27 protein-coding genes are annotated in these 24,132 nt (G+C 72.0%); 16 read left to right on the top strand and 11 right to left on the bottom strand.

Annotation, left to right across the window (positions count from 1 at the left end; translation table 11 throughout):
* Nucleotides 1-4: 4 nt before the first annotated feature.
* Genes QOL88_RS05965 through QOL88_RS05955 form a run of 3 tightly spaced genes read left to right on the top strand, consistent with a single transcriptional unit; the run spans nt 5 to nt 2,946 of the window.
* A complete protein-coding gene (locus QOL88_RS05965) occupies nt 5-1,003 on the top strand; it encodes a carbohydrate ABC transporter permease (protein WP_097215435.1) in 999 nt (332 codons plus the stop codon).
* A complete protein-coding gene (locus QOL88_RS05960; protein ID WP_097215434.1) occupies nt 1,000-1,842 on the top strand; it encodes a carbohydrate ABC transporter permease in 843 nt (280 codons plus the stop codon). Before QOL88_RS05965 ends, QOL88_RS05960 begins: the two co-directional genes overlap by 4 nt.
* 54 nt (nt 1,843-1,896) lie before the next feature.
* On the top strand, nt 1,897-2,946 hold the full coding sequence (locus tag QOL88_RS05955; protein WP_097215433.1) for an endo-1,4-beta-xylanase: 1,050 nt from the start codon (nt 1,897-1,899) through the stop codon (nt 2,944-2,946).
* 58 nt (nt 2,947-3,004) lie between these two features.
* On the opposite strand, the gene QOL88_RS05950 is transcribed toward QOL88_RS05955, so the two are convergent.
* The 3 genes from QOL88_RS05950 to QOL88_RS05940 form a co-directional block, all read right to left on the bottom strand.
* Nucleotides 3,005-4,030, bottom strand: a complete 1,026-nt coding sequence (locus QOL88_RS05950) for a LacI family DNA-binding transcriptional regulator (RefSeq protein ID WP_257027556.1) — start codon at nt 4,028-4,030, stop codon at nt 3,005-3,007.
* Between the two features lie 210 nt (nt 4,031-4,240).
* Nucleotides 4,241-4,444 carry a DUF5999 family protein gene (locus QOL88_RS05945; RefSeq protein ID WP_097215431.1) on the bottom strand — a complete coding sequence of 68 codons (204 nt, stop codon included), beginning with the start codon at nt 4,442-4,444 and terminating at the stop codon, nt 4,241-4,243.
* A gap of 435 nt (nt 4,445-4,879) precedes the next feature.
* Nucleotides 4,880-5,464, bottom strand: a complete 585-nt coding sequence (locus QOL88_RS05940) for a hypothetical protein (RefSeq protein ID WP_179878781.1) — start codon at nt 5,462-5,464, stop codon at nt 4,880-4,882.
* A gap of 546 nt (nt 5,465-6,010) precedes the next feature.
* Here QOL88_RS05940 and QOL88_RS05935 point away from each other — a divergent pair.
* Entirely contained in the window at nt 6,011-7,528 is a 1,518-nt protein-coding gene (locus tag QOL88_RS05935; protein ID WP_097215429.1) for a glutamate-cysteine ligase family protein, read from the top strand.
* Between the two features lie 68 nt (nt 7,529-7,596).
* Nucleotides 7,597-8,397, top strand: a complete 801-nt coding sequence (locus tag QOL88_RS05930) for a CPBP family intramembrane glutamic endopeptidase (protein ID WP_097215428.1) — start codon at nt 7,597-7,599, stop codon at nt 8,395-8,397.
* A gap of 50 nt (nt 8,398-8,447) precedes the next feature.
* Here the strand turns inward: QOL88_RS05930 and QOL88_RS05925 are convergent, their stop codons facing one another.
* Nucleotides 8,448-9,266 (bottom strand): PhzF family phenazine biosynthesis protein, encoded by an 819-nt coding sequence (locus tag QOL88_RS05925; RefSeq protein ID WP_097215427.1) that lies wholly within the window; start codon nt 9,264-9,266, stop codon nt 8,448-8,450.
* 165 nt (nt 9,267-9,431) lie between these two features.
* Here QOL88_RS05925 and QOL88_RS05920 point away from each other — a divergent pair, with 165 nt between their 5' ends.
* Nucleotides 9,432-10,073: a PadR family transcriptional regulator gene (locus QOL88_RS05920; RefSeq protein ID WP_097215426.1), complete on the top strand. Its 642-nt coding sequence runs from the start codon at nt 9,432-9,434 to the stop codon at nt 10,071-10,073.
* Between the two features lie 64 nt (nt 10,074-10,137).
* On the opposite strand, the gene QOL88_RS05915 is transcribed toward QOL88_RS05920, so the two are convergent.
* Entirely contained in the window at nt 10,138-10,566 is a 429-nt protein-coding gene (locus tag QOL88_RS05915) for a type II toxin-antitoxin system Rv0910 family toxin (RefSeq protein ID WP_097215425.1), read from the bottom strand.
* Between the two features lie 223 nt (nt 10,567-10,789).
* Here QOL88_RS05915 and QOL88_RS05910 point away from each other — a divergent pair, with 223 nt between their 5' ends.
* From QOL88_RS05910 to QOL88_RS05900, 3 genes are all read left to right on the top strand, one after another.
* Nucleotides 10,790-11,338 (top strand): Clp protease N-terminal domain-containing protein, encoded by a 549-nt coding sequence (locus QOL88_RS05910; RefSeq protein ID WP_097215424.1) that lies wholly within the window; start codon nt 10,790-10,792, stop codon nt 11,336-11,338.
* An 80-nt stretch (nt 11,339-11,418) separates the two neighbouring features.
* Entirely contained in the window at nt 11,419-12,423 is a 1,005-nt protein-coding gene (locus QOL88_RS05905) for an EamA family transporter (protein ID WP_097222878.1), read from the top strand.
* A 223-nt stretch (nt 12,424-12,646) separates the two neighbouring features.
* The gene (locus tag QOL88_RS05900) at nt 12,647-13,597 is read left to right on the top strand and encodes a DMT family transporter (RefSeq protein ID WP_097215423.1); all 951 of its coding nucleotides are present in this window, start codon (nt 12,647-12,649) and stop codon (nt 13,595-13,597) included.
* A gap of 27 nt (nt 13,598-13,624) precedes the next feature.
* On the opposite strand, the gene QOL88_RS05895 is transcribed toward QOL88_RS05900, so the two are convergent.
* Together QOL88_RS05895 and QOL88_RS05890 are read right to left on the bottom strand one after the other, a co-directional pair.
* Nucleotides 13,625-14,257 (bottom strand): FMN-binding negative transcriptional regulator, encoded by a 633-nt coding sequence (locus tag QOL88_RS05895; protein WP_097215422.1) that lies wholly within the window; start codon nt 14,255-14,257, stop codon nt 13,625-13,627.
* On the bottom strand, nt 14,257-14,949 hold the full coding sequence (locus tag QOL88_RS05890) for a pyridoxamine 5'-phosphate oxidase family protein (RefSeq protein WP_097215421.1): 693 nt from the start codon (nt 14,947-14,949) through the stop codon (nt 14,257-14,259). The genes QOL88_RS05895 and QOL88_RS05890 overlap by 1 nt, the downstream gene beginning before the upstream one ends.
* 35 nt (nt 14,950-14,984) lie before the next feature.
* On the opposite strand from QOL88_RS05890, the gene QOL88_RS05885 reads away from it, so the two are divergent.
* On the top strand, nt 14,985-16,316 hold the full coding sequence (locus QOL88_RS05885) for an aminotransferase class I/II-fold pyridoxal phosphate-dependent enzyme (RefSeq protein ID WP_097215420.1): 1,332 nt from the start codon (nt 14,985-14,987) through the stop codon (nt 16,314-16,316).
* A gap of 34 nt (nt 16,317-16,350) precedes the next feature.
* Here the strand turns inward: QOL88_RS05885 and QOL88_RS05880 are convergent, their stop codons facing one another.
* Nucleotides 16,351-17,304, bottom strand: coding sequence for a DMT family transporter (locus QOL88_RS05880; RefSeq protein ID WP_097215419.1), 954 nt, complete (start codon nt 17,302-17,304; stop codon nt 16,351-16,353).
* Nucleotides 17,305-17,379: 75 nt separating this feature from the next.
* Between QOL88_RS05880 and QOL88_RS05875 the strand changes: the two genes are divergently transcribed.
* The gene (locus QOL88_RS05875) at nt 17,380-18,282 is read left to right on the top strand and encodes a LysR family transcriptional regulator (protein WP_097215418.1); all 903 of its coding nucleotides are present in this window, start codon (nt 17,380-17,382) and stop codon (nt 18,280-18,282) included.
* 384 nt (nt 18,283-18,666) lie between these two features.
* Here QOL88_RS05875 and QOL88_RS05870 read toward each other — a convergent pair whose 3' ends face one another.
* Nucleotides 18,667-19,137, bottom strand: a complete 471-nt coding sequence (locus QOL88_RS05870; RefSeq protein ID WP_097215417.1) for a pyridoxamine 5'-phosphate oxidase family protein — start codon at nt 19,135-19,137, stop codon at nt 18,667-18,669.
* 134 nt (nt 19,138-19,271) lie between these two features.
* On the opposite strand from QOL88_RS05870, the gene QOL88_RS05865 reads away from it, so the two are divergent.
* Nucleotides 19,272-19,922: a cysteine hydrolase family protein gene (locus QOL88_RS05865; protein WP_097215416.1), complete on the top strand. Its 651-nt coding sequence runs from the start codon at nt 19,272-19,274 to the stop codon at nt 19,920-19,922.
* On the opposite strand, the gene QOL88_RS05860 is transcribed toward QOL88_RS05865, so the two are convergent.
* Nucleotides 19,909-20,397, bottom strand: coding sequence for a Rieske (2Fe-2S) protein (locus QOL88_RS05860; protein WP_097215415.1), 489 nt, complete (start codon nt 20,395-20,397; stop codon nt 19,909-19,911). The two genes, QOL88_RS05865 and QOL88_RS05860, sit on opposite strands and share 14 nt — an antisense overlap.
* Nucleotides 20,398-20,595: 198 nt before the next feature.
* Between QOL88_RS05860 and QOL88_RS05855 the strand changes: the two genes are divergently transcribed.
* Together QOL88_RS05855 and QOL88_RS05850 are read left to right on the top strand one after the other, a co-directional pair.
* A complete protein-coding gene (locus tag QOL88_RS05855) occupies nt 20,596-21,351 on the top strand; it encodes a HipA family kinase (protein WP_097215414.1) in 756 nt (251 codons plus the stop codon).
* Entirely contained in the window at nt 21,348-21,761 is a 414-nt protein-coding gene (locus tag QOL88_RS05850; protein ID WP_097215413.1) for a DUF3037 domain-containing protein, read from the top strand. Before QOL88_RS05855 ends, QOL88_RS05850 begins: the two co-directional genes overlap by 4 nt.
* Nucleotides 21,762-21,838: 77 nt before the next feature.
* On the opposite strand, the gene QOL88_RS05845 is transcribed toward QOL88_RS05850, so the two are convergent.
* The gene (locus tag QOL88_RS05845) at nt 21,839-22,327 is read right to left on the bottom strand and encodes an excalibur calcium-binding protein (RefSeq protein ID WP_097215412.1); all 489 of its coding nucleotides are present in this window, start codon (nt 22,325-22,327) and stop codon (nt 21,839-21,841) included.
* Nucleotides 22,328-22,535: 208 nt separating this feature from the next.
* On the opposite strand from QOL88_RS05845, the gene fabG reads away from it, so the two are divergent.
* Both fabG and QOL88_RS05835 read left to right on the top strand, forming a co-directional pair.
* Nucleotides 22,536-23,297, top strand: coding sequence for a 3-oxoacyl-ACP reductase FabG (gene fabG / locus QOL88_RS05840; RefSeq protein ID WP_097215411.1), 762 nt, complete (start codon nt 22,536-22,538; stop codon nt 23,295-23,297).
* 13 nt (nt 23,298-23,310) lie between these two features.
* Nucleotides 23,311-24,069, top strand: coding sequence for an SDR family oxidoreductase (locus QOL88_RS05835; protein WP_097215410.1), 759 nt, complete (start codon nt 23,311-23,313; stop codon nt 24,067-24,069).
* Nucleotides 24,070-24,132: the final 63 nt, after the last annotated feature.

Raw genomic sequence — 24,132 nt, 5'->3', positions numbered from 1 at the left:
GGCGATGACCTCCACGTTCCTGCCGGACAAACGGACCGGCCCCGGCGCCGGTTCCCCGACACCGGCCGCGGACCGTCCCCGGGGTCGGGCCCGGCGCCGCACGCTGCACTGGCTCACCGCGGCCGGCTTCCAACTCCCGGCGTTGGTGCTGTTCCTGGGGCTCGTGCTGCTGCCGATGCTGTTCGCCCTGTACGCCGCGTTCTTCCGCTGGGGCGGCTTCGGCATGCCCTCCGACTACATCGGCGGCGAGAACTTCACCCGGCTCCTGCAGGACGAGGTCTTCCTCGGTGACCTGTGGCGCTGCCTCGTGCTCGTGGTGCTGTCGCTCGCCCTCCAACTGCCGTTCGCCCTCGCCATGGCCGTCCTGCTCAACCAGCGGATGCGCGGCCGGGCGGTGTACCGGATGCTGTTCTTCGCCCCGTACGTCCTGTCCGAGGCCATCACCGGAATCCTCTTCGGCATGATCTTCGCCCCGGACGACGGCTTCGCCGACCAGGTCCTCGGCAAGATCGGGCTTGAGGGGCTGGGCGGGGAGTGGTTCGCGGATCCGTCCACGGTCATGGCGACCGTGTTCCTGGTCATGACCTGGAAGTACTTCGGCTTCCACATGATGCTGTACCTGGCCGGCCTCCAGGCCGTCCCGAGGGAACTGACCGAGGCGGCGCTCATCGACGGGGCGAGTGCCTGGCAGCGGTTCCGCAACGTCACGCTGCCGCTGCTCGCGCCCACCCTGCGCATCAGCGTGTTCCTGGCGGTCATCGGATCGATCCAGCTCTTCGACCTGGTGTGGGTGACCACCGCGGGCGGCCCCGACCACCACTCCGAGACCATGGCCGTGACCATGTTCCAGTACGGCTTCAAGCGCTACCAGGTCGGCTACGCCAGCGCGATCAGCGTCGTCATGTTCGGCATCAGTCTCGTCTTCGCCCTCGCCTACCAGCGGTTCGTCCTCCGGCGCGACCTGGAGGGGGCCACCACGACCATGCGGGGTGACGGAAAATGACAGCCAGTCAGAAGACCCGGGCGCGGGGGAGGGCCTGGAGCCTGCACCTCGTCCTGACCGTCGTCGGCGCGGTCATGGCCGTCCCCCTGCTCTACGCCACGCTCTCCGGCTTCAAGTCCACCGACGAACTCTCCCGCAACCCGGTCGGTCTGCCCGAGTCGTGGGTGGCCTCCAACTACACCCAGATCCTCGGCTCGGGGGACTTCTGGCGACAGATCGGCAACAGCACGCTGATCGCGATCGGCACGACCGTCCTGATCGTCGCGGTCTCCGCCCTGTCGGCCTTCTCCTTCGCACGGTTCGCCTTCCGGGGCCGTGAAGCGCTGTTCACGCTGTTCACCATGGGGCTGATGTTCCCGTTCGCGGTGGCCGCCCTGCCGCTGTTCCTGCTGCTGCGCTCCCTGGACCTGCTGGACAACCCCCTCGGCGTGATCCTTCCGCAGGCCGCCTTCGGACTGCCGATGACGATCATCATCCTGCGGGGCTTCTTCCGGCAGATCCCGGGCGAGCTGGAGGAGGCGGCCACGCTCGACGGGTGCAGCTCCTTCGGCTTCTTCTGGCGGGTGCTGCTGCCCATGGCCCGGCCCGCGCTCGGCACCGTCTCCGTGCTGGCCGTCGTCACCAGCTGGAACAACTTCTTCCTGCCGCTGCTGGTGTTCACCGACTCCCAGTGGTGGACGCTGCCGATCGGCGTCCAGCAGTTCCAGGGGCAGTACTCCGCCGACTACGCCAAGGTCTTCGCCTACCTGGTGCTGGCCATGGTCCCCGCCCTCGCCTTCTACGCGGTCGCCGAGCGCCAGCTCGTCGGTGGCCTCACCGCAGGCGCCACCAAGGGCTGACCCGCGCCACGAACGTACGGCTCTACCCACCCACCCGTCGTGAGGAGTCGCACCATGCGCACCACCCGTCTCAGACTCGCCGGCGCCGTCGCCGCGCTCCTGGTCGCCGCCGGCATCGGCGCCGGCACACCCGCCCAGGCGGGGCACCAGCAGCCCACCCTCGCCGACCTCGCCCAGCGGCACGGCCGCTACTTCGGCAGCGCCACCGACAACCCCGAGCTCGTGGACGGACCGTACAAGGCCCTGCTCGGCAGCGAATTCGACCAGATCACGCCCGGCAACGGCATGAAGTGGTACGCGACGGAGCCCCGGCAGGGCGTGTTCGACTTCTCCCAGGGCGACGAGATCGTGAACCTCGCCCGGGCCAACCGCCAGAAGGTGCGCGGCCACACCCTGGTCTGGCACAGCCAGCTCCCCGAGTGGCTCACCAGCAGGCAATGGACGGCCCCCGAGCTGAGGGCCGTACTGAAGAAACACATCCAGACGGAGGTACGGCACTACCGGGGCAAGGTGTTCGCCTGGGACGTCGTCAACGAGGCGTTCAACGAGGACGGCACCTACCGGGAGTCGGTCTTCTACAAGACGCTCGGGCCCGGCTACATCGCCGACGCCCTGCGCTGGGCACACCAGGCCGATCCGCGCGTCAAGCTCTACCTCAACGACTACAACATCGAGGGGATCGGCCCGAAGAGCGACGCCTACCACCGCCTGGCCAAGGAGCTGAAGGCCGCGGGCGTCCCGCTGCACGGCATCGGCCTCCAGGCCCATCTGGCCCTGCAGTACGGCTATCCGGCCACCCTGGAGGACAACCTCCGCCGCTTCTCCCGGCTCGGTCTCGACACCGCGCTCACCGAGGTCGACATCCGGATGCAACTGCCCGCGACCGAGGAGAAGCTGGCACAGCAGGCCGAGTGGTACGCCGACGTGACCGAGGCGTGCCTGGCCGTACGGCGGTGCGTCGGCATCACGTTGTGGGACTACACCGACAAGTACTCGTGGATCCCGGCGTTCTTCCCGGGCGAGGGCGCGGCGCTGCCGTGGGACGAGGAACTGCGGCGCAAGCCGGCCTACTTCGCGCTGCGTGAGGCGCTCGGGGGGAGGTAGCGGGGGCGGGCGCCCCGCCGGACAGGGGGTGGCGGGGCGCCCTACCTCGCGGCGGAGGTCAGGCCGGGGGCGCGGTGCTCGCCCGGACCACCAGGTCGGTGCCCAGCTCCACCCGTGGCGAGTCCGGCTGCTCGTCGCGGGTCATGCGGAGCACCGTGCGCACGGCGAGTTTGCCCATGTCGGCCAGGGGCTGGCGGATCGTCGTCAGGGGCGGGGCCGACCAGCGGACCTCCGGAAGGTCGTCGAAGCCGACCACGCTCATGTCCTGCGGCACCCGCAGCCCACGCCGGCGCAGTGCCTCGATCGCGCCGAGTGCCATCTGGTCGCTGGCCGCGAACAGCGCGGTCGGCGGCTCGGGAAGGTCGAGCAGGGTGGTGCAGGCGGTGAACCCCGACTCGGGGCGGAAGTCGCCGGGGACGACCAGGGAGGCGTCCATCGTGATGCCGGCGCCCTCCAGGGCCGCGCGGTAGCCGTCCAGGCGGGCCCGGGAGCACAGCAGCCGGGGCGGTCCGGCGATCAGGCCGATCCGGCGGTGACCGAGGGACAGCAGGTGCTCGGTGGCCGCCATGCCGCCCGACCAGTTCGCGGCGCCGATCGTGGGGGCGTCCAGGGCGGGGGCGCCCGCCGGGTCGACGACCACCAGAGGAACGCCGAGGATCCGCAGCTCCTCGTGCAGGGTCGGATCCAGGGCGGACGTCACGAGGATGACGCCGTCGGAGGCGCGGGCTCTCAGGTTGCGCATCCACTCGCGGGCGTCGCCGGAACGCCCGTGGATGGCCGAGACCACCGTGCCGACCCCGGATGCGTGAGCGACCTCCTCGACGCCGCGGATGATCTCCACGGCCCAGGGGCTGTCGAGGTCGTTGAAGACCAGGTCGAGCAGGGCGGCACGGGTGCCCGGGGCCGCGGGGCGCTTGCGGTAGCCGTGCCGGCGCAGCAGATCCTCGACCCGGGCCCGGGTCTGCGGCGACACGTCGGACCGGCCGTTGACGACCCGGGACACGGTCGGCACGGACACACCGGCCTGCCGGGCGATCTCCGTGATGGTGACCTTGCCCTCGGCGTCGGCCCCACGTGCTCCCACTTGCCCCACCTCCGTCGACGGGTGATCGCGAAACTTCCAGGAGTCTTCCGGAAAACGGGCATCCGTGGGAAGCCGTGCGTGACGGAAACGGGGCGTGGCTGCGGGTGACGGAAAGTGACGGCCCGCGGACATGCGTCGGGGCCGGTGCGCAGAGTGTCCTGCGGCCGGCCCCTCATGTCTGCCGGCGGGGCGTCACCCCGCCGAACGGCCTCAGGCGGCCGTCATCGCCTGGCCGGCCGGCGGGCGGTGCGGGGCGATGGCCCGGCCGTCCGGCAGCAGCTCGCCGGTGTCCTCGAAGAGCACCACGCCGTTGCACAGCAGGCTCCATCCCTGTTCCGGGTGGTGCGCCACGAGACGGGCGGATTCCCGGTCGGCGGAGTCGGCTGAGGGGCACTGGGTCTGGTGCTGGCACATGGGTGGGATCTTTCGCTGGGTCGAGATGGACGATGGGATTGCGTCGACTGAGTCGGATGTCGTGTCTGCTTCGCGGCTAGAAGTGTCGTTCATGGCCGCCCCCCGTTGTGATTAGTCGTCGGAACCCAGTGTTGCCCCACGGGCGTCAATCCGCAGGGATTTCGCGGCACCGCTTCTTACAGGTTCAGGACGCGTCACCCGCGCGGACGGTTCATCCCAACTGCACTGTCCCTTCGGGTGGTTCGCACTGGTCGGATAGGGCTAGTCCGCTAGAGTCGGCCCCCTTTCCGGCTCGTACGAGCCGATGAACGCTCGTACGAGCGATCGTGTGAGCGATAAAGCGATCGTGCGAGCGGTTCGTGGTCGAACGTGCGGTAAATGAACGACCCCGCCGCCGGAAATTCGGCGACGGGGTGCGGGGAACTGCGGGGTGTTTCAGGCGGGCGAGCCGAGGAGTCTGGTGGGAGCCGCCCGGTGGGAAAGCACCGGAAGGAGTTCGGCGACGCGGTGCGGGCGGTGGGCCGCGATGCCGGGAGGCGCCGGCGCCAGCGGGACGAGCAGGTCGGTGGCGGCGGGGTGGCCGGTGGCACCGTCCGCGGTGCAGTCCTCGTGCAGCCAGAGCGTCAGCATGTACAGGCTGGGCACCGACAGCAGTCGGGGCTGGTAGGGCTGCGGCATCGTCTCGGCCTGGCGCAGGGCGCGCTCGGTGGAGGTGATGTACGGGCCCTCGAAGAAGTGGGAGAAGGCCCAGCCGTCGGGAGTCAGCATGGTCTCCGCCGCGGCCACGGCGTGGTCGCCGCAGCGGATCAGGAAGCGCCACCCGGCCAGCCGGGTCGCGGACACGCCCTCGGCCGTGACGTGGTCGAGGACGTGCACGGGCAGGGGGAGCTCGGGTGTGGCGGGTCCCTGGGTGCCGAGCAGCGAGGGAGTTCGGGCTTCGCGGACCGCGGTGGGCGAGGAGAGCGCGGTGAGGACAGAACGGAGTGCGGGCGCGGGAGCCGGCGGGACATGCAGCGGCATGGTGGGTCGCCTCTCATTCAAAGGCACGGTGGCGCGAGGGCGGGGGCGGACGGCGCTGTCAGCTCACGAGGGTCAGAGAGGCAGGGGCCGGGGTCATGTGAACGAGAGGGGGGGTGGGGTCCGCGTCGCCTCGACGGCAGGACCCATCGACCGTGGGCGCCAACCTTCTGCCTTGTTCGCGGAGTTTATACGACACGGGTTCAGACTGTGTTTCGTCTAGCCGTTTCCGGTGAGTAGAACAAGGGTACATTCGGTCGGCGTTACGCGAGAATTATCCCGATTCCAGGCGGGGGTGCACTGCGATGACCTCGGTGCATGTCCGCGAACCGGTCGGCCCATTCTCGTCGGCGTTTTTCACGAGTTCCAGGGGCCCGTTACCCGTCCTGTGCGACATGCCGAGTGAATGTGCCACCGGTCACACATGGCCAGCGTAGCGGCCGACGGGTCCGCCCGGGACGTTATCGATCGCTTTCACTGGGCATCCTCACCTGACCGGGACCCCGGCAGCGGGATCATGGCCCGCGTCATCCGAGAAGGGACGCTTCGATGGGGGAGAAGGTCGCGGCAGGCCGGTTCGACCTGTCCGATCGCCAGCGCTACCGCGACAAGCTGCGTCAGTGTCTGACGGGCTTGGAGCGACTCCTGGCGGAGCAGCGGTTCGATCGCCCGAAGAATCTCATGGGGCTGGAGATCGAATTGAATCTCGCGGGTGCCGACGGCATGCCGAAAATGTTGAACGGGCAAGTCCTCGAGCGCATCGCGAGCCGCGACTTCCAAACAGAACTCGCCATGTTCAACCTGGAAGTGAACATTCCCCCACACCGTCTGGGGGGCCGGGTTTTCGACCGTCTCGCGGAGGAACTCCGTACGTCACTGGCATATGCCGACCGAAAAGCCGGCGAGGTCGACGCGGGAATTGTGATGATCGGTATTCTGCCGACTCTCGACCGTGACGACCTGGTGTCGTCGAACCTCTCCGACGTCGACCGGTACACCCTCCTCAACGACCAGATCGTGGCCGCCCGCGGCGAGGAGTTCACCCTCGACATCGACGGCGTGGAGCACCTGAGCTGCACCTCGAAGTCCATCGCGCCGGAGGCCGCCTGCACCTCGGTGCAACTGCACCTCCAGGTCACCCCGGCCCGCTTCGCCGACGTGTGGAACGCGGCCCAGGCGGTCACCGCCGCGCAGATCGCCGTCGGCGCCAACTCGCCCTTCCTCTTCGGCCGCGAGCTGTGGCGCGAGTCGCGGCCCCCGCTGTTCCAGCAGTCCACCGACACCCGCCCGCCCGAGCTCCAGGCCCAGGGTGTCCGGCCGCGCACCTGGTTCGGGGAGCGCTGGGTCACCTCGGCGTACGACCTCTTCGAGGAGAACCTGCGCTACTACCCGGCCCTGCTGCCGATCTGCGACGACGAGGATCCGCTGAAGGTCCTCGACCAGGGCGGCACACCGTCGCTCGCCGAACTCGTCCTGCACAACGGCACGATCTACCGCTGGAACCGCCCGGTCTACGGCATCGCCGACGGCGTCCCGCACCTGCGTGTGGAGAACCGCGTCCTGCCGGCCGGACCCACCGTCATCGACGTCATCGCGAACGCGGCCTTCTTCTACGGGGTCGTCCGGGCCCTGGCCGAGGAGTCCCGGCCGGTGTGGACCCGGCTGCCGTTCGAGGCGGCCGCCGCCAACTTCGACGCCGCGTGCAAGGACGGCATCGACGCCCGCTTCACCTGGCCCCGGCGCGGCCGGTACAGCGGCATGGCCGAGGTCGACGCGGTGAACCTGATCCGCGACGAGCTGCTGCCGCTCGCCGAGGCCGGGCTGGACGCCTGGGGAGTCGAGCCGGCCGACCGCGATCTGTACCTGGGCGTGATCGAGGAGCGGTGCCGGCGCCGGGTGAACGGAGCGAGCTGGCAGGCCGCCACGTTCCACACGGCACTGGACGTCGGCCTCTCCCGGGACGACGCGCTGGCCGCCACCACCCGGCGCTACCGCGAGCTGATGCACAAGGGCGACCCGGTGCACACCTGGCCGGTGGGACTGCCCGAGCCGCTGTCGCTGGGCTGACTCCGCCGCCGGGACGGGATCCCGCTGCCGCCATACTGATCCGACAGGTCGGTGAAGTGGAGGCAGGTGTGCAGGCGGAGGCGAGCCCGGTGGGCGATTCCATTCCCCAGCAGGGGCTCTCACGGCGGATGCTCCGCAACGAGACGCTGCTGGTCCTCGCTCTGTCGCTGGGCGCGAGCGGAGTGTCCGCGCTGATCAGCTTCATCGGGTCGGTCACCAAGCCGGGCGGCCTCAGGGACCAGGCGGCCACGATGAACGCCTCGGCGGCGCCCGGGCGGCCCTGGCTCGACCTCGCCTGGCAGCTCTTCGGGATCACCACGGCGCTCGTGCCCGTCGCGCTCGTCGCGCACTTCCTGCTGCGGGAGGGCGCGAGCCTGCGCACGATCGGCTTCGACCGCACCCGCCCCTGGCCCGACCTCGGACGCGGGGCGGCGATCGCGGCGGTCATCGGCAGCACCGGCATCGCCTTCTACCTCGCGGCCCGCGGTCTCGGCTTCAACCTCACCGTGGTGCCCGAGGCGCTTCCGGGGGTGTGGTGGAAGTACCCCGTGCTGATCCTCTCGGCGATCCAGAACGCCGTGCTGGAGGAAGTGATCGTCGTCGGCTACCTGCTGCGCCGCATGGGCCAACTGGGGTGGACCCCGACGGCGGCGCTGGTCGGCAGCTCCGTTCTGCGCGGCTCGTACCACCTCTACCAGGGCATCGGCGGCTTCGTCGGGAACATGGTCATGGGCGTCGTCTTCGTCTGTCTCTACCGCCGCTGGGGGCGGGTCGGCCCGCTCGTGGTGGCCCACGCGCTCCTCGACATCGGGGCGTTCGTCGGCTACGCGCTGCTGGCGGGCAAGGTGGGCTGGCTGCCGACGGCGTGACGTGACACGGGCAGGGGCGTACGACGGTGTCGTACGCCCCGTCGTTCGTCTCAGGCCAGCAGGTCGCCCTCGATGACGGTGACCGCCGTGCCGGTCAGCAGGGTGCGGTCGCCACGCAACTCCGTGCGGACGCGGCCGGAGCGGGCCGAGGCCTGGAGCCCGGTGAGGCCGGGGCGGCCCAGGCGCTCGGACCAGAACGGGGCGAGCGCCGTGTGGGCGCTGCCCGTCACCGGGTCCTCGGCGATGCCGACGTTCGGGAAGAAGCAGCGCGAGACGAAGTCGTACCCCCGGGCCGGGTCCTCGGCGCGGGCGGTGGCGATGACGCCGCGCTCGGAGTGAGCCGCGAGGGCCCTCAGGTCGGGGCGGAGGCCGTGCACCGTCTTCTCGTCGGCTACCTCGACGAGCAGGTCGCCGATGTTCGGACCGGTGTCGAGGACCGTGAGCGGCTCGGCGCCCAGGGCCTCGGCGAGGCCCTGGGGCGGGTCGGCCCGGGTGAGCGGGGCCGTCGGGAAGTCGAGCGTGACGGAGCCGTCCGCGGCGGGCGTGGCGACGAGGACGCCGCTGCGGGTGGCGAACCGCACCGGGCCCGTGTGTGCGCCGGTGGTGTGCAGGACGTGGGCGGTGGCGAGGGTCGCGTGGCCGCACATCGCGACCTCGGTGGCCGGTGTGAACCAGCGCAGCGCCCAGTCCGCCTCGGCGCCCTCGGGGAGCGGGTGGGCGAAGGCCGTCTCGGCGTGGTTGACCTCCAGGGCGACGTTCTGCAGCCAGGTGTCGTCCGGGAAGGCGTCCGCGCCGGGCAGGAGCAGGACCCCGGCCGGGTTGCCGGAGAAGGGGCGATCGGTGAAGGCGTCGACGATTCGGATCCTCATGCCCCGACGCTAGGGCTCCCACGAAGCCGCAGGCCAAGGCCAATTCGCGAGTGCTGGCCCGGTTCCGTCGGCCGGGCGTGACGGGCAGAGCCTTGTCAGGCGAGTGGTGCCGATATATCGTTGAAGCATCGCGACAGATCAACGATGGAATGGAGAGTGGTTGCGATGCGTACCCACGGATTCGAGCGTGGACATGGGCACGGCGGCCCGCATCACGGTCGGGGTGGCTTCGAAGGGCTGCGTGCGGCCTTCGGTCCCTTCGGGCCGGGCGGGCCGGGTGGCCCCGGCCCCGGCTGGGGCGGACCCGGCGGACCGGGCTTCGGCCCGGGCCCCTGGGGTGGACGAGGGCGCGGGGGGCCACGGGGGAGGGCGCGGCGCGGTGACGTACGCGCCTCGATCCTGGCCCTGCTGAAGGACCGGCCGATGCACGGCTACGAGATGATCCAGGAGATCGCCGAGCGCAGCGGCGGGGCCTGGAAGCCCAGCCCCGGCTCGGTGTACCCCACCCTCCAACTGCTGGAGGACGAGGGGCTGATCGCCAGCGCGTCCGAGGGCGGCAAGAAGCTGTTCTCGCTCACCGAGGCGGGCCGCGAGGCCGCCCAGGAAGGTCCCGAGGCGCCCTGGGAAGAGGCTTCCCGCGGGGTCGACTGGGAAGCTCTCGGCGAGATCCGCCAGGCCGGCTTCGGTCTGATGGAGGCCTTCGGCCAGGTCTGGAAGACCGGCAGCAAGGAGCAGCGGGAGAAGGCGGTCGGCGTCATCAACGAGGCCCGCAAGAAGCTGTATTTGATCCTCGCCGACGAGGACTGAAGCGCGAAGCGCGCAGACGAAGCGCCCCCGGTGTGGTCCGGGGGCGCTTCGGCGTGCCGGGATGTCAGGTCACCAGCCCGTCCAGCTTGCGCAGCGACTCGTGCAGGGCCGCCGTGGCCGAGTCCTTGAGTTTCCCCGCCATCAGCGACACCGTCGCGCCCGTGAACTCGCCGTCGATGCGGACCGTCGTGGCGTCACCGTCGGGTGTGAGGGTGTAGCGCGTCGCGACGGTCACCGCCATCGGGCCCTTGCCGCGGATGGCGAGCACGCGGGCCGGTTCCAGCTCCTCGACGGTCCACGCCACTTCGGCCGGGAAGTTCATCAGCCGCATGTTCTCCTGGAACGTCGCGCCCACCTCAAGGGGCTCCGGGCCGCCCGCCGGGAAACTCGTGTGGGTCGCGTTCCACTCGCCGTACGCGGACCAGTCCGTGAGCCTCGCCCACACCTTCTCGGCCGGCGCCCCGATGCGTGCCTCCGCGCTGACTTCGGCCATGCGACCACCTCTTCGTGTCGGGCTGGGTGTCGCGGAACGTAGCCGTGGCGGCCGCAATGTTCAATACTGACGAACCGTCAGCCGTGTGGTGGTCTCCGCCTGAATCTGCCTGATCTCCTCCGTAAGGAGGAGATTCCACACGCTGGAGTCCACTTCCCGTGGGACGCGAAAATGCTCCCCGCCGGGGATGACCCGGGTCCGCGGGACTGATGGGGTAGAGGATGTGCAACCCCGTATCCCCCGGCAGTCGGCCCATGAGCACGGCATTCAGCGCGTGGACAACGATGCCAGGCTCAGTGACGAGCTGGCGTCGGTGGTCGGCGGTGCCCGGCGCCGGGCCGTCCGGGACGGGGACCGGCAGATCGACACCGCCCATCTGCTCCACTCGCTGCTGGAATCCGACCCCCAGGCGCGTGCCGTCTTCGGCGAAGGGCCGCAGATCGCGCGGCTGCTCGGCTACCTCGTCCAGCGCAGCATCGGCTACGGCCTGCGCTGGCAGAGCGGTGTCGAGGACTCCGGCGCCGTACCCGTGGTGACGGAGACGGCGGGCTTCTCCCCGCTCGCCGCCGCGTGCATGGAATACGCCTGCGAGCGCGCCGCCGGGCGCGGCGGTTCGGCCCGCGGCATCGACCTGCTCGCTGCGATCGTCGTCGATCCGCAGGCGCGCGCGGTCGAGGTGCTCGAACGAGCCGGCATCGACCCGCACGAGGTGAGCGCCCGGCTCGACGGCTGGTCCGGCCTCACCGAGGAGTGCGGCGAAGCCACCTGCTGAGCGGCGCGGACCGATCGCCCCGTCCAGGCTGTGAGACAGGTGCCATAGGGGATGACGCTCCTGTCATGGCCTGCCATCATGTGCCGGTGCGTACCTCTGACAGCAGCGTGAGCGGGCGCGGCAAGGGTGCGGGGCTCGGCCTCGCGCTGCTGTCCGCGGTGGCCTTCGGCGGATCCGGCGTCGCGGCCAAGCCGCTGATCGAAGCAGGTCTGGACCCGCTGCACGTGGTGTGGCTGAGGGTGGCCGGGGCGGCCCTGGTGATGCTGCCGCTCGCCGTGCGCCATCGCGCGCTGCTGCGCCGGCGTCCTGGGCTGCTCGCCGGGTTCGGACTGCTGGCCGTCGCCGGTGTCCAGGCCTGCTACTTCGCCGCGCTCTCCCGGATCCCCGTCGGGGTCGCGCTGCTCATCGAGTACCTGGCACCCGCGCTCGTGCTGGGCTGGGTGCGGTTCGTGCAGAAGCGGCCGGTGACGCGGGCCGCGGCCGTCGGTGTCGTCCTCGCGGTCGGCGGACTGGCCTGTGTCGTCGAGGTCTGGTCGGGCCTCGGCTTCGACGCCCTCGGACTGCTGCTCGCGCTCGGCGCGGCCTGCTGCCAGGTCGGCTACTTCGTCCTGTCCGACCAGGGCAGCGACGCGGGGGACGAGGCGCCCGACCCGCTCGGCGTCATCGCCTACGGGTTGCTCGTCGGCGCCGCCGTGCTGACCGTCGTCGCCCGGCCCTGGACCATGGACTGGTCGGTGCTCCAGGGCACCGCCGACATGGACGGCAGGCCCGTCGCCGCCGTCGTGCTGCTGGCGTGGATCGTCCTCGTCGCCACGGTCGTCGCCTACGTCACCGGAGTGGTCTCCGTGCGGCGGCTCTCCCCGCAGGTCGCGGGGGTCGTCGCCTGCCTCGAGGCGGTCATCGCCACCGTCCTGGCCTGGGTCCTGCTCGGCGAGCACCTCTCGGCGCCGCAGATCGCCGGTGGGGCCATCGTGCTGGTGGGCGCCTTCATCGCGCAGTCCTCGACGCCCTCGAAGGGGTCCGAACAGCCGGTGGCGAGCGGCGGCCCGGAAAGGGAATTGTCCCGGCGAGGGACCAGCGCCTAAAGTGCCGATCATGCCTTCCGCACGCGTTCTTCCGCCTCCGGCCGCCTGAGGCGGGCCCTCCGGAAACCGCGCCCGGCGATGCGCCGCCGCGCAGAACGGTGCTGCCCGCAGACGAAGTCCGTGGACCCCTGATCCCCACTGATCCGGGGCCCTTCCCGAACTTCCGCGCACCCGCCGCCGCTTGTCGCGTGCGGCGCGCCGTGCGCGACTGCGGAGAGAACACGTGTCGAACACCGCCTCCGGCCTGCCCACCGGGCGAGGCCTCCTCTATCTGATCGTCGCCGGTGTCGCCTGGGGTACCGCGGGCGCGGCCGCCTCCCTGGTCTACCGGGCCGGCGACATGGGGCCCGTCGCCCTCTCCTTCTGGCGCTGCGCCGCCGGGCTCGTGCTGCTGCTCGCCGTCCGACTGCTGCGCCCGAGCGCCGCGGCCCCCGTGCGTGAACCGCTCGGCCGCCGGGCCCTGCGGACCGGGGTCACCGGGCTCGGCCTCGCCGTCTTCCAGACCGCGTACTTCGCGGCCGTCTCCGCCACGGGCCTCGCCGTGGCCACCGTCGTCACCCTGGGCGCGGGTCCCGTCCTCATCGCGCTGGGCGCCCGGCTGACCCTGTCCGAGCGCCTGGGGCGGGGCGGTGCCGTCGCCGTGCTGGGCGCCCTCGCCGGGCTCGGGGTGCTCGTCCTCGGGAGCGGGGGTGCGACCGTACGCCCCGCGGGGGTGCTGCTCGCGCTGCTGTCCGCGGCCGGGTACTGCGTGATGACGCTGCTCACCCGCCGGTGGGGCCGCGACGGCGAGGGCGACGCCACCCGGACGACCGCCGGGGCCTTCGCCGTCACGAGCCTGTGCCTGCTGCCGTTCGCCCTGGCGGAGGGACTGCTGCCGCACACCGAGGAGCCCGGCCGGCTCCTGCTCCTGCTGCTCTACGTCGCCGCCGTCCCCACCGCGCTGGCCTACGGCCTCTACTTCGCGGGCGCGGCAGTCGTACGGTCGGCCACCGTCTCGGTGATCATGCTGCTCGAACCCGTGAGCGCGGCGGTGCTCGCCGTCGTCCTGCTCGGCGAGCACCTCACGGCGGCGACGCTGGCCGGGACCCTGCTGATGCTGGCCTCGGTGGCCGGCCTCGCGGTGGGGGAGGCCCGGGGCGCGCGGACGGCCGATGAACCGGTGACGGCCGTGTGAGGCGCCGCCCGGGCCGGCGTGGAAGGCCTAGGCCTCCTGCCTTCGCAGGAGATGGTCGCGCGCCCTGGAGTCGCCCGGACCGCTGCGGTCCGCCAGGCCCGCGGCGATCCGGTCCCGGACCTCGGCGGGTCTGTGGTTCGCGTACTTGAACTTGGCGCGCACGTCCGTCACTTCGAGGCGCAGACCGCGGATGCCGGCCAGCATCCTGCCGTACGGGGCCTCGCCCACCGCCGCCTGTGCGGAGCCGCCCCGTGGCTGGAAGTGGTCGACCTGGCGGTTGAGGAGCGCGGCCTTCTCCGCCGGGTCGTCCACGACATGGGCGTGGCAGCGGAGCTGTACGGCCGCGTAGAAGCTCGTCGGGGTGCCGTGCTCGGGCGGGACGTCCGGGGCGGCCTGCCAGGGGCCGGGCACGAACACGTAGTCGTCGACCACGCTCAGCAGGACGTCCGGGCCGGCCTCCAGTGCGGGCCAGAGCGGGTTCGGGCGGGCGAGATGGGTGACGACCTCGCCGCGCCCGGCGTCGTAGACGAAGTGCAGGGGCTGAACGTGGGGCGGTTCGCCCGGCAGGCCGTTGACGGCGAGCTGGCCGAAGTCGTGCTCGGCCAGCCACCGTTGCCATTCGGCGTCGTCGCGGGGCGTGTCCCAGGGGTGGATCAGCATCACAGGGCCGCGAGGTAGCCGGGCAGTTCGGTGCCGGGGGCCAGGCCGGGGTCGGAGTCCGGTGTGCCGTAGGCGCGCCGCACCGGGACGACGCCGGCCCAGTGCGCAAGGGCGAGGTCCTCCGGTTCGTCGTTCACGCCGCCGGTGCGCAGCTTCGCGGAGACCTCGTCCAGGTCCAGGCGGATCACGGCGGTGGCGGCCAGCTCCTTCTTGTTGGCGGGGCGCGAGTCCGCGGAGCGGCCGGGCACGACGTGGTCGACCAACGCGTCCAGCGCCTGTCGCTTCTCCTCGGGGTCCGTCACGTCGTGGGCGACGCCGTGCACCATCACGGAGCGGTAGTTGATCGAGTGGTGGAAGGCCGAGCGGGCCAGGACCAGACCGTCGACGTGCGTGACCGTCAGGCAGACCGGAAGACCCGGGTCGGCCTGACCGGCCGCCCGCAGCGGACGCGAGCCCGTCGAGCCGTGCACGTACAGCCGCTCGCCGACCCGGGCGTACAGCGTGGGCAGCACGACCGGCGCCCCGTCGCGGACGAACCCGAGATGGCAGACGTAGGCCTCGTCGAGTATCGCGTGCACCAGGTCCCTGTCGTAGGAGGCCCGGTCCGGGGAGCGGGTGGGGACGGTGCGGTCGGACGGGGTGTAGGCGGTGCCGGGCTGCGACGGCGTCTGCGTCTGCGTGGTCCCCTGCATGGCGCTCTCCATTGCACTAGTGCATAATTTGCTTTGTGCTAGGAGAGTATCGGATCAGTGGGCGTCGCGCAGCGGACATTTCCGCGAGCATCGAGCGAGCGGTGGGGGCCGGTGAGCTGCGGCCCGGTCAACTGCTGCCTCCGATGCGGGAGTTGGCGGAGCGGCTGGGGGTGAATCCCAACACGGTCGCGGCCGCGTACCGCACCCTGCGCGAGCGCGGGGTCATCGAGACGGCGGGCCGGCGCGGCAGCCGGGTGCGGCCCGCCCCGGCGACGACGGGGCGGGAGCACTTCCGGGTGGAGGTCCCCGAGGGCGTGCGGGACGTGGCGCAGGGGAATCCGGACCCGGCGCTGCTGCCGCCCCTCGCGGGCGCGTTCGCCGCGGCGGCCAAGGAGGGCGACCGGGCGCCCGTGCTCTACGGGGACACCCCTCTGGAGCCGGAGCTGGCCAGGATCGCGCGGGCCGGACTCGACGCCGACGGCGTGCCGGACGGGCCGCTCGCCGTGGTCTGCGGCGCCCTCGACGGAGTCGAACGAGTGCTGGCGGCCCACCTCAAGCCCGGTGACACCGTCGCCGTCGAGGATCCCGGCTGGGGCCGCACCCTCGATCTCGTGCCCGCCCTCGGGCTGCGGACAGTCCCCGTCGGCGTCGACGACGAGGGGCCTCGCGCGCAGGACGTGCGCGACGCGCTGGAGGCCGGGGCGCGGGCCCTGATCGTCACCGACCGCGCGCAGAACCCGACCGGCGCCGCGGTGAGCGCCGCCCGCGCGCGTGCCCTGCGCGCCGTGCTCCGGGAGCACCCCGGGGTCCTGCTGATCGAGGACGACCACGGCCACGGCATCGTCGACGTGCCCCTGCACCCGCTGGCCGGAATCACCCGGCACTGGGCGTTCGTACGCTCCGCCGCCAAGGCCTACGGCCCCGATCTGCGCCTCGCCGTGCTCACCGGGGACGCCGTCACCGTCGACCGCGTACGCGGTCGGCACCGGCTCGGGCCCGGTTGGGTCAGCCGGCTGACACAGCGGGCCCTGGTCCGGCTGTGGGCGGACGGCGCGGTGGACACCGCCGAGGTGGCGGCGTCGTACGGGCGGCGGCGGGACGCGCTGATCGGCGCGCTCGAACGGCGCGGTGTGGCCGCGTACGGGCGCAGCGGGATGAATGTGTGGGTGCCCGTACCGGACGAGACCGGCGCCGTCGCCCGGCTGCTGCACGCCGGCTGGGCCGTGGCCCCCGGCGCCCGCTTCCGGCTGAGCGCCCCGCCCGGCATCCGGGTCACCGTCTCCACGCTCGCCCGGGACGAGATCGAGGCGCTGGCCGACGCGATCGCCGCGGCCCTCGAACCCGCCCCGGCTCGGAGCTACGACTGAGGAGGCGCCGGCCGGGACCCTCGGGTGCGCGGAGCTACGGCTGAGACACCTTCCGGGGCTTCGGCCGCACCTGCGTGAGCGCCGCCCCCGTCAGCACGATCACCGCCCCCACCGGCGTCGACCAGGCGAGCGCCTCACCGAGGAGGGCGACGCCCGCGGCCGTGGCGATGACCGGGACGAAGTACGTGACCATCTGCGCGGTTGTCGGGCCCACCTCCGCGACCAGGCCGTACTGGAGGAGCATCGCGAGGCCCGTGCCCAGCGCGCCCAGGGCGGCGATCGCCAGCAGCGGCACGACGGACACCCGGGTGGGCAGGGTCGTGAACAGCGAGGTGACGACCGTCAGCTGGACCGTCGCGAGCAGCAGCTGGGCGCCGGTCATCGACAGGTGCGAGTGGCCGGTGCCGGCCAGGGTGCGGCGGACGTAGATCCAGCCGATCGGGTAGCTGAGGGAGGCGAGCAGGGCCAGTGCCGTCCCGGTGGCGTCCAGACCGTGGAAGCCCTGCCAGGCGCCGAGCACGGTGAGCACGCCGAGGAAGCCGAGACCGAGCCCGGCGACCCGCACCCGGGTAGGCCGGTCCTCCGACAGGGCGACCAGCGACAGCGCCATGCCCCACAGCGGCGAGGTCGCGTTGCAGATGCCCGCCAGCGTGGACGGGATGGTCAGCTCGGCGTACGCGAACAGGGAGAACGGCAGGGCGTTGAGCAGGAACGCGGCGACCGCCAGATGCCCCCACGTGCGCGCCCCGCGCGGCAGCCGTTCGCGCCGCACCGCCATCGCGGCGGCCAGCACCGCCGTACCGAACACCAGCCGGCCGAGCGTCACCTGGAACGGCGCGTACCCCTCGGTGCCCACCTTGATGAGGAGGAAGCTGAAACCCCAGATCAGGGACAGGGCGGCGAACCGGAGGCGCCAGTCGAGGCGGCGGCGGGGCGGTGCGGACGGGGCGGTGGTGACCCGGTCGGCCGGGGTGGTGACGGTGCTCATGCCAGCCACGATGCGGTACAGGAACCTCGTAGCACAATCGAGATTTCGCACTCGGTACCACGTAGCATTGCTTACATGTTGAACCTTGAGCGCCTGCGCACCCTCGACGCCCTCGCCCGGCACGGATCGGTGAGCGGCGCGGCCGAGGGGCTGCACATCACGACGTCCGCCGTCTCGCAGCAGCTGTCCAAGCTCGAGCGGGAGGTCGGTCAGCAGCTCCTCGCCAAGAACGGCCGCGGGGTGCGGCTCACCGACGCGGGCCGGCTGCTCGCCGAGCACGCCGGGCGCATCCTGTCCCAGGTGGAACTGGCCCAGTCCGACCTGGAGGCGCAGCGCGGGCAGGTCGTGGGCGAGCTCAGGCTGTCGGCGTTCCCGACGGCCGCACGGGGGCTGTTCCCGCACGCCCTGGCCGCATTGCGCGAGCAGCACCCGGCGCTCCGGCTGCGCTCCTGCGAACTCGAACCGGAGCAGGGAATCGCCGGGGTCGTGCGCGGCGACCTCGACCTCGCCGTGGTGCTCGACTGGTACAACAAGCCGATGGCGCTGCCCGACGGGCTGGTCAAGGCGTCGATCCTGGACGACCCGGCCGAGGTCGCCATGCCGGTGGGCCACCGGCTCGCGGAGCGCGCGGAGGTGGACCTCGCCGAGTTCGCCGACGACGAGTGGATCACCTGGGGCGAGGGCGAGTTCTGCCACGAATGGCTGATGTTCACGCTGCGCTCCAAGGGCGTCGAGCCGATCGTCGGCCACCGCGCCGCCGAGAACCACACCCAGCTCGCGCTGGTCGCCGCGGGCCTCGGTGTGTGCATCGCCCCGCTGCTCGGCCGCCACCCCGTGCCCGCCGGGGTCGTGACCGTCCCCCTCCGGCAGCGGGTCCGGCGGCACGTGTACGTCGTCTGGCGCGCGGACGCGGACCGCCGCCCGTCGATCCGGGCGGCGGTGACGGCCCTGCGGGCGGCGGGGGAGAGCGTCGGCTGAGGCCCGGGAGCGGCTGCGGCCCCGGCCGCGCGGTTGTCGTTTCGGGGGAGCGGCTGCCCCGCCCGGACCGTGGCTGTGGCTTCCCTTTTTCTTGGGGGGCGGCTGCCGCCCGGGCCACGGGTGTGGCCGCCGGGGGAGTGGCTTGCGCCGCCTGGGCCGCGTGGCTGTGGTTTGGGGGGGTGCGGCCGCCGCCCGGGTCCGCGGCGGTGGTGCAGGGTGAACGGCTTGCGCCGCTTGGGACGCGTGGCTGTTGTTTCGGGGCGCTGCTGCCGCCCGGGCCACGGGTGTGGTCCCGGGGGAGTGGCTGGCGCCGCCCGGGCCGCGCGGCTGTCGTCTTCCGGGGAGCGGCCGCCGCCCGGCCCGCGGCCGGAGTTCCTGGACCGGCTACTGCCCCGCCAGCTTGCGGAAGTCCCAGGAGACGATCTTTTCCGGGGTCAGCCGGATCCAGGCGTGCCGGCCGTCGTGCGGCATCTCCTCCAGGCCGAAGTTCTTCCGCGCGAACAGCGTCTCCGGCACGTCGAGTTCGGCGCGCAGCTCACCCGTGCGCGGTGTCTCGCCCACGAACTCGACGGTGCCCGACAGCTCGGCGCCGCGCAGTTCGTCGTAGTCCTCGCCGGTGTCGACCACGATCGCCACCCGCGGGTCGCGCCGCAGGTCGGTCCACCGCTTGCTGCGGACGACCGAGTACAGCCACATCGAGGCGCCGTCCCAGGCGAACCAGAGCGTGCTCACGTGCGGCGCCCCGTCGGCCGACACCGTGGCGACCCGGCAGGTGCGCTGGGTGGTCAGGAAGTCGTCCAGCTCGCCCGGCGTCATCATGATCTTCCGGCCTCTGCGCTGCTGCGTGACGGTCATGCGCCCCCTCTTTCTCCCACGTCGTGCCAGAGGAGATCCTCTGACATCACGTCAGAAAAGGATGAGTGCTCTTCCGTCCGTGCGCAATGGTGGTTACGCTCGCCCGCCCGGCCGCCGGTGACAGGGGGAAACCCGTGCCCTCGTACGAAGCGCTCAGCGAGCTCCTCGAACCGCGCACCACCGTGCTGCTCACCGTCGAGTGCCAGGAGGGCGTCGTCGGGGAGGACAGTGCCCTGCCCGAACTCGCCGAACAGGCACGCGCCGGCGGGGCCCTGGCCAACGTCGCCCGGCTGGTGGCGGCCGCCCACGACGGCGGCGTCCAGGTCGTCCACGCCGTCGCCGAGCGCCGCCCCGACGGCCGCGGCGCCAACAGCAACGCTCGTCTGTTCCGCGCCGCCGCACGGCTGCCCGTCCAACAGCTGGCCGGCACACCAGCGGTGCGGGTGGCCGCCCCGATCGAGGTCGCCGAGGGGGACCTCGTCGTACGGCGCCTGCACGGGCTGTCACCCGTGCAGGGCACCGACGTCGACCCACTGCTGCGCAACCTCGGCTGCCGCACGCTGATCGTCACCGGGGTCTCGGCCAACGTGGCCGTCCCCAATGCCGTGTTCGACGCCGTGAACCGTGGCTACACCGTCGTCGTCCCGGCGGACGCCATCGCGGGAGTGCCGTCCGACTACACGCCCGCGATGATCCGCCACACCCTCGCGTTGGTCGCCACGGTCGCGACCACGGACGAGGTGCTGGCGTGCCTGGAGCATCCGCGTGGGGTCAGGCGAGCGTGATGGAGTCGCCGTTCACACTGATCTGCTTCGCCTCCAGCGGCTGGACAGCCGGTCCCTTCTTCACGCTGCCGTCGAGGACGGAGAACCGACTGCCGTGGCAGGCGCAGGAGATGATGTCGTCCTTGAGGTCCACCATCGGACACTTCTGGTGGGTGCAGATCGTCGAGAAGGCCTTGTAGTCGCCCGCGGCCGGCTGCGAGACCACCACCTTCTCGTCCTTGAAGATCTTGCCGCTGCCCTCGGGGATGTCGGCGGTCTTCGCGAGCGCCGTGCCACCGGCTCCCGCTCCGCCGGACGAGCCGCCCGCGTCGTTCGTCGCGCCGCCGCCGGCGGCGCCCTGTTCGGTGGACGGGTCGGACGCCTTGTCCTCCGACCCGCACGCCGTCAGCGCCACGGTGAGCCCCGCCGCGCCGACCGCCGCCACGACGGTGCGGCGGCTCGGTCCCGACATCGGCTGAACTGATTCGCTGGTCATGCTGACGTTCCTTCCGGGGATTCGTGATCTGCGGAGAGGTACGGCCCTTGCGGACCGGCTGTTCAGACCATGTCGAAATCCTGACCCGATCCGGGAAGGACACGGGTAAAGCGGAGCTGTCGGTTCGCTGTCGGGTTCCGGCCCGCCCCGCCGCGAGGCCGTCACCGCGGCCACCGCGTGCGTCAGTAACCTGGGGCGATGCTCAAGGAAGTGATCGCGACCCGTTTCATCGCGCCCCTGCGCGAGGGCGGTTCGCTGCCCGGCCTGGTCGAGGCCGACGACTTCGGCACCTACGTCCTGAAGTACACCGGTGCCGGACAAGGCCGCAAGACACTCGTCGCCGAGGTGGTCTGCGGGGAACTCGCCCGCCGGCTGGGGCTGCGGATGCCGCGCCTGGTCACCGTCGAACTCGACGCGGAACTGGGTCTCGGCGAACCGGACGAGCAGGTGCAGAGCCTGCTCAGGTCCAGCGGCGGCACCAACCTCGGCATGGACTTCCTCTCCGGCGCGCTCGGCTTCGACCCGCTAGCGTTCCCGGTGAGCCCCGAGGAGGCCGGCCGGGTCGTCTGGTTCGACGCCCTGATCAACAACGTCGACCGGTCCTGGCGCAACCCCAACCTGCTGCGGTGGCGGGGCGAGTTGTGGCTCGTCGACCACGGCGCGACGATGATCTGGCACCACAACTGGCCCGGCGTCCAGGCCTCCGCCGCCCGCCCCTACGACGCCTCCGACCACGCGCTGGCGTCCTTCGCGCCCGATGTCACCGCCGCCGCGGCCGAGTTGGCGCCCCTGGTCACCGAGGAACTCCTCGCCGACGTCACCGCACAGATCCCCGACGCCTGGCTCCTGGACGAACCCGGCTTCGCCACGCCGGACGACCTCCGGCAGGCCTACGCGCGCCCGCTGCTGGCACGGGCCGCCGACATCCACGACCGCATCCAGGGGCTGACGTGAACGACCGGCACATCATCAAGGGCGGGCCCCGGGACCGCCATGTCTACGAGTACGCCGTCCTGCGCGTCGTCCCACGCGTCGAACGCGGCGAGTGCATCAACGCCGGCGTCCTCGTCTACTGCCGCGCCGCGTCCTACGTCGGTGCCCGCACCCACCTCGACGAGACCCGGCTGCTGGCCCTCGACCCCCGCGCCGACGTGGAAGGGGTCCGCGCCGCACTGCGGGCGGTGGAGGGGCTGTGCGCGGGTGGCCCGACGGCGGGCCAGGCGGCGGCCGACGACCCGGGGCGCCGCTTCCGCTGGCTCGTCGCCCCCCGCTCCACGATCGTCCAGCCCGGCCCGGTGCACACCGGCCTGACCACGGACCCGGCGGCGGAGACCGGTCGGTTGCTGGACCTGCTGGTGAGGTGACCAGCCGGTGAGGTGACCCGCTGGTGAGGTGACGGCCGTTTCCCGGGGGCCGCCCCAACGGCTGCCCCGCCCGGCCGTCAGCGCCGGCGGCGCCTCACCACGCAGCCGGCGGCGACGGCGGCACCCGCCGCGAAGGCCAGACCGATGGCGAGGTCCCAGTCGCTCGGTCCCGAGACCACCGCGCCCCCGAGCCCGCCACGCACACCCTGGCTCGGAGCGCCGCTGGGAGTGGCGGTCACGGGAGCGGAGGGGCTGCCCGAGGGGCTCAGGGACGGACTGGCGGAAGGGCTGGACGAGGTGGGCGACGTCGTGGGGTCGATGATCCCGCGGCGGGCCAGCGCCTCGCACGCGACGCCGTCGTCGCGGCCCTGGTCCTCGTCCAGCCTGTTGGGATCGCTCGGATCCGCGTCGAAGACGGCCTGCGCGTCCTCCTGGAAGGCGAAGTCGCGGCAGTCCAGGTCCTGCCGGGCATGAGCGGGGTCGGCCAGCGGCACGATCGCGGCGATCGCGAACAGCGTGCCGATGGCACCGGTGCGACGGCGCGTGGAACGCCTCCCTTCGGCCACGGGTGGCTCGCGCTCCGACGCTAGGCGCCGACAGGTGCGGCGGCGCGTGGCCGTAGGCCGATCGGGTGTCCCGGAGGAGGCTGCCGGGCAGGGTGGGGCCGGGGTGATGGATCACATGCCGCCCTGGGCCGTTGACACCGCGTGCCAGGGCTTCTAGCGTCACACCCACTGAAGGTACTAAGCGGTCGCTCACCTGAGGAGTAGCAGCATGTCCACCACTGACCAGCGGGTTGCCGTCGTGACCGGTGCCGCGCGCGGTATCGGTGCCGCCACCGCCGTACGACTGGCCGCCGAGGGCCGCGCGGTCGCCGTGCTCGACCTCGACGAGGCGGCCTGCAAGGACACCGTCGAGAAGATCACCGCCGCCGGCGGCAAGGCCATCGCCGTCGGGTGCGACGTCTCGGACGAGGCGCAGGTCGAGGCGGCCGTCGCGCGGATCGCCGAGGAGCTCGGCGCGCCGACGATCCTGGTCAACAACGCGGGCGTGCTGCGCGACAACCTGCTGTTCAAGATGAGCGTCTCCGACTGGGACACCGTCATGAACGTGCACCTGCGCGGCGCTTTCCTGATGTCCAAGGCCTGCCAGAAGCACATGGTGGACGCGGGCTTCGGCCGGATCGTCAACCTGTCGTCGTCGTCCGCGCTCGGCAACCGCGGCCAGGTGAACTACTCGGCCGCCAAGGCGGGTCTGCAGGGCTTCACCAAGACCCTCGCCAAGGAGCTCGGCAAGTTCGGCGTCACCGCCAACTCCGTCGCCCCCGGCTTCATCGCGACCGAGATGACCAAGGCCACCGCCGACCGCGTCGGCATGGGCTTCGAGGACTTCAAGGCCGCCGCCGCCACCCAGATCCCGGTGGCCCGGGTCGGTGAGCCGGAGGACATCGCCAACGCCATCGCCTTCTTCACCGGCGAGGCGGCCGGATTCGTCTCCGGCCAGGTGCTGTACGTGGCCGGCGGACCGCTCGACTAGAGGACGAACAGACATGACTTCCGTGGAACTCTCCGGCAAGGTCGCCCTCGTCACGGGCGCCAGCCGCGGCATCGGCTACGGCGTCGCCGAGGCCCTCATCGCACGCGGTGACCGCGTGTGCATCACCGGCCGCAACGAGGACGCCCTCAAGGAGGCCGTCGAGCAGCTCGGCGCCGATCGCGCGGTCTACGTGGCGGGCAAGGCGCACGACGAGGCCCACCAGGCCGTCGCCGTCGAGCGCACGATGGAGGCCTTCGGCCGCGTCGACTACCTGGTCAACAACGCGGGCACGAACCCCGTGTTCGGGCCGATCGCCGACCTCGACCTGAACGTCGCCCGCAAGGTCTTCGAGACCAACGTCGTCTCGGCGCTCGGCTTCGCCCAGCGGACCTGGCACGCCTGGCAGAAGGACAACGGCGGCGCGATCGTCAACATCGCCTCCGTCGCGGGCCTGTCGCCCTCGCCGTTCATCGGCGCGTACGGCGTGAGCAAGGCCGCGATGATCAACCTGACCGTGCAGCTCGCGCACGAGTTCGCGCCCAAGGTGCGGGTCAACGCGATCGCCCCGGCGGTCGTGAAGACCAAGTTCGCCCAGGCCCTGTACGAGGGCCGGGAGGAGGAGGCCGCGGCGGCCTACCCGCTGGGCCGGCTGGGCGTGCCCTCCGACATCGGGGGCGCTGCCGCGTTCCTCACCTCCGAGCAGTCCGACTGGGTCACCGGGCAGACGCTCGTGGTGGACGGCGGCATCTTCCTCAACGCCGGAACCGGCTGACGAGGACCGCGTACACGGATCGGCACGGGCGCCCGTCGACACGAACGGCGCCCGTGCCGGCGT

It is taken from the genome of Streptomyces sp. Ag82_O1-12 (genome assembly GCF_900182715.1).
Classification (GTDB): Bacteria; Actinomycetota; Actinomycetes; order Streptomycetales; family Streptomycetaceae; genus Streptomyces; species Streptomyces massasporeus.
This window is presented reverse-complemented; position numbering and strand designations above follow the sequence as displayed.

Excerpts from the sequence above, each read along its gene's own strand:
- QOL88_RS05965 (WP_097215435.1), top strand. The coding sequence starts at position 5 with ATGACCTCCACGTTCCTGCCGGACAAACGGACCGGCCCCGGCGCCGGT.
- QOL88_RS05960 (WP_097215434.1), top strand. The coding sequence starts at position 1,000 with ATGACAGCCAGTCAGAAGACCCGGGCGCGGGGGAGGGCCTGGAGCCTG.
- QOL88_RS05955 (WP_097215433.1), top strand. The coding sequence starts at position 1,897 with ATGCGCACCACCCGTCTCAGACTCGCCGGCGCCGTCGCCGCGCTCCTG.
- QOL88_RS05945 (WP_097215431.1), bottom strand. The coding sequence starts at position 4,444 with ATGTGCCAGCACCAGACCCAGTGCCCCTCAGCCGACTCCGCCGACCGG.
- QOL88_RS05940 (WP_179878781.1), bottom strand. The coding sequence starts at position 5,464 with ATGCCGCTGCATGTCCCGCCGGCTCCCGCGCCCGCACTCCGTTCTGTC.
- QOL88_RS05935 (WP_097215429.1), top strand. The coding sequence starts at position 6,011 with ATGGGGGAGAAGGTCGCGGCAGGCCGGTTCGACCTGTCCGATCGCCAG.
- QOL88_RS05925 (WP_097215427.1), bottom strand. The coding sequence starts at position 9,266 with ATGAGGATCCGAATCGTCGACGCCTTCACCGATCGCCCCTTCTCCGGC.
- QOL88_RS05920 (WP_097215426.1), top strand. The coding sequence starts at position 9,432 with ATGCGTACCCACGGATTCGAGCGTGGACATGGGCACGGCGGCCCGCAT.
- QOL88_RS05915 (WP_097215425.1), bottom strand. The coding sequence starts at position 10,566 with ATGGCCGAAGTCAGCGCGGAGGCACGCATCGGGGCGCCGGCCGAGAAG.
- QOL88_RS05895 (WP_097215422.1), bottom strand. The coding sequence starts at position 14,257 with ATGCTGATCCACCCCTGGGACACGCCCCGCGACGACGCCGAATGGCAA.
- QOL88_RS05890 (WP_097215421.1), bottom strand. The coding sequence starts at position 14,949 with ATGCAGGGGACCACGCAGACGCAGACGCCGTCGCAGCCCGGCACCGCC.
- QOL88_RS05880 (WP_097215419.1), bottom strand. The coding sequence starts at position 17,304 with ATGAGCACCGTCACCACCCCGGCCGACCGGGTCACCACCGCCCCGTCC.
- QOL88_RS05875 (WP_097215418.1), top strand. The coding sequence starts at position 17,380 with ATGTTGAACCTTGAGCGCCTGCGCACCCTCGACGCCCTCGCCCGGCAC.
- QOL88_RS05870 (WP_097215417.1), bottom strand. The coding sequence starts at position 19,137 with ATGACCGTCACGCAGCAGCGCAGAGGCCGGAAGATCATGATGACGCCG.
- QOL88_RS05860 (WP_097215415.1), bottom strand. The coding sequence starts at position 20,397 with ATGACCAGCGAATCAGTTCAGCCGATGTCGGGACCGAGCCGCCGCACC.
- QOL88_RS05855 (WP_097215414.1), top strand. The coding sequence starts at position 20,596 with ATGCTCAAGGAAGTGATCGCGACCCGTTTCATCGCGCCCCTGCGCGAG.
- fabG (WP_097215411.1), top strand. The coding sequence starts at position 22,536 with ATGTCCACCACTGACCAGCGGGTTGCCGTCGTGACCGGTGCCGCGCGC.
- QOL88_RS05835 (WP_097215410.1), top strand. The coding sequence starts at position 23,311 with ATGACTTCCGTGGAACTCTCCGGCAAGGTCGCCCTCGTCACGGGCGCC.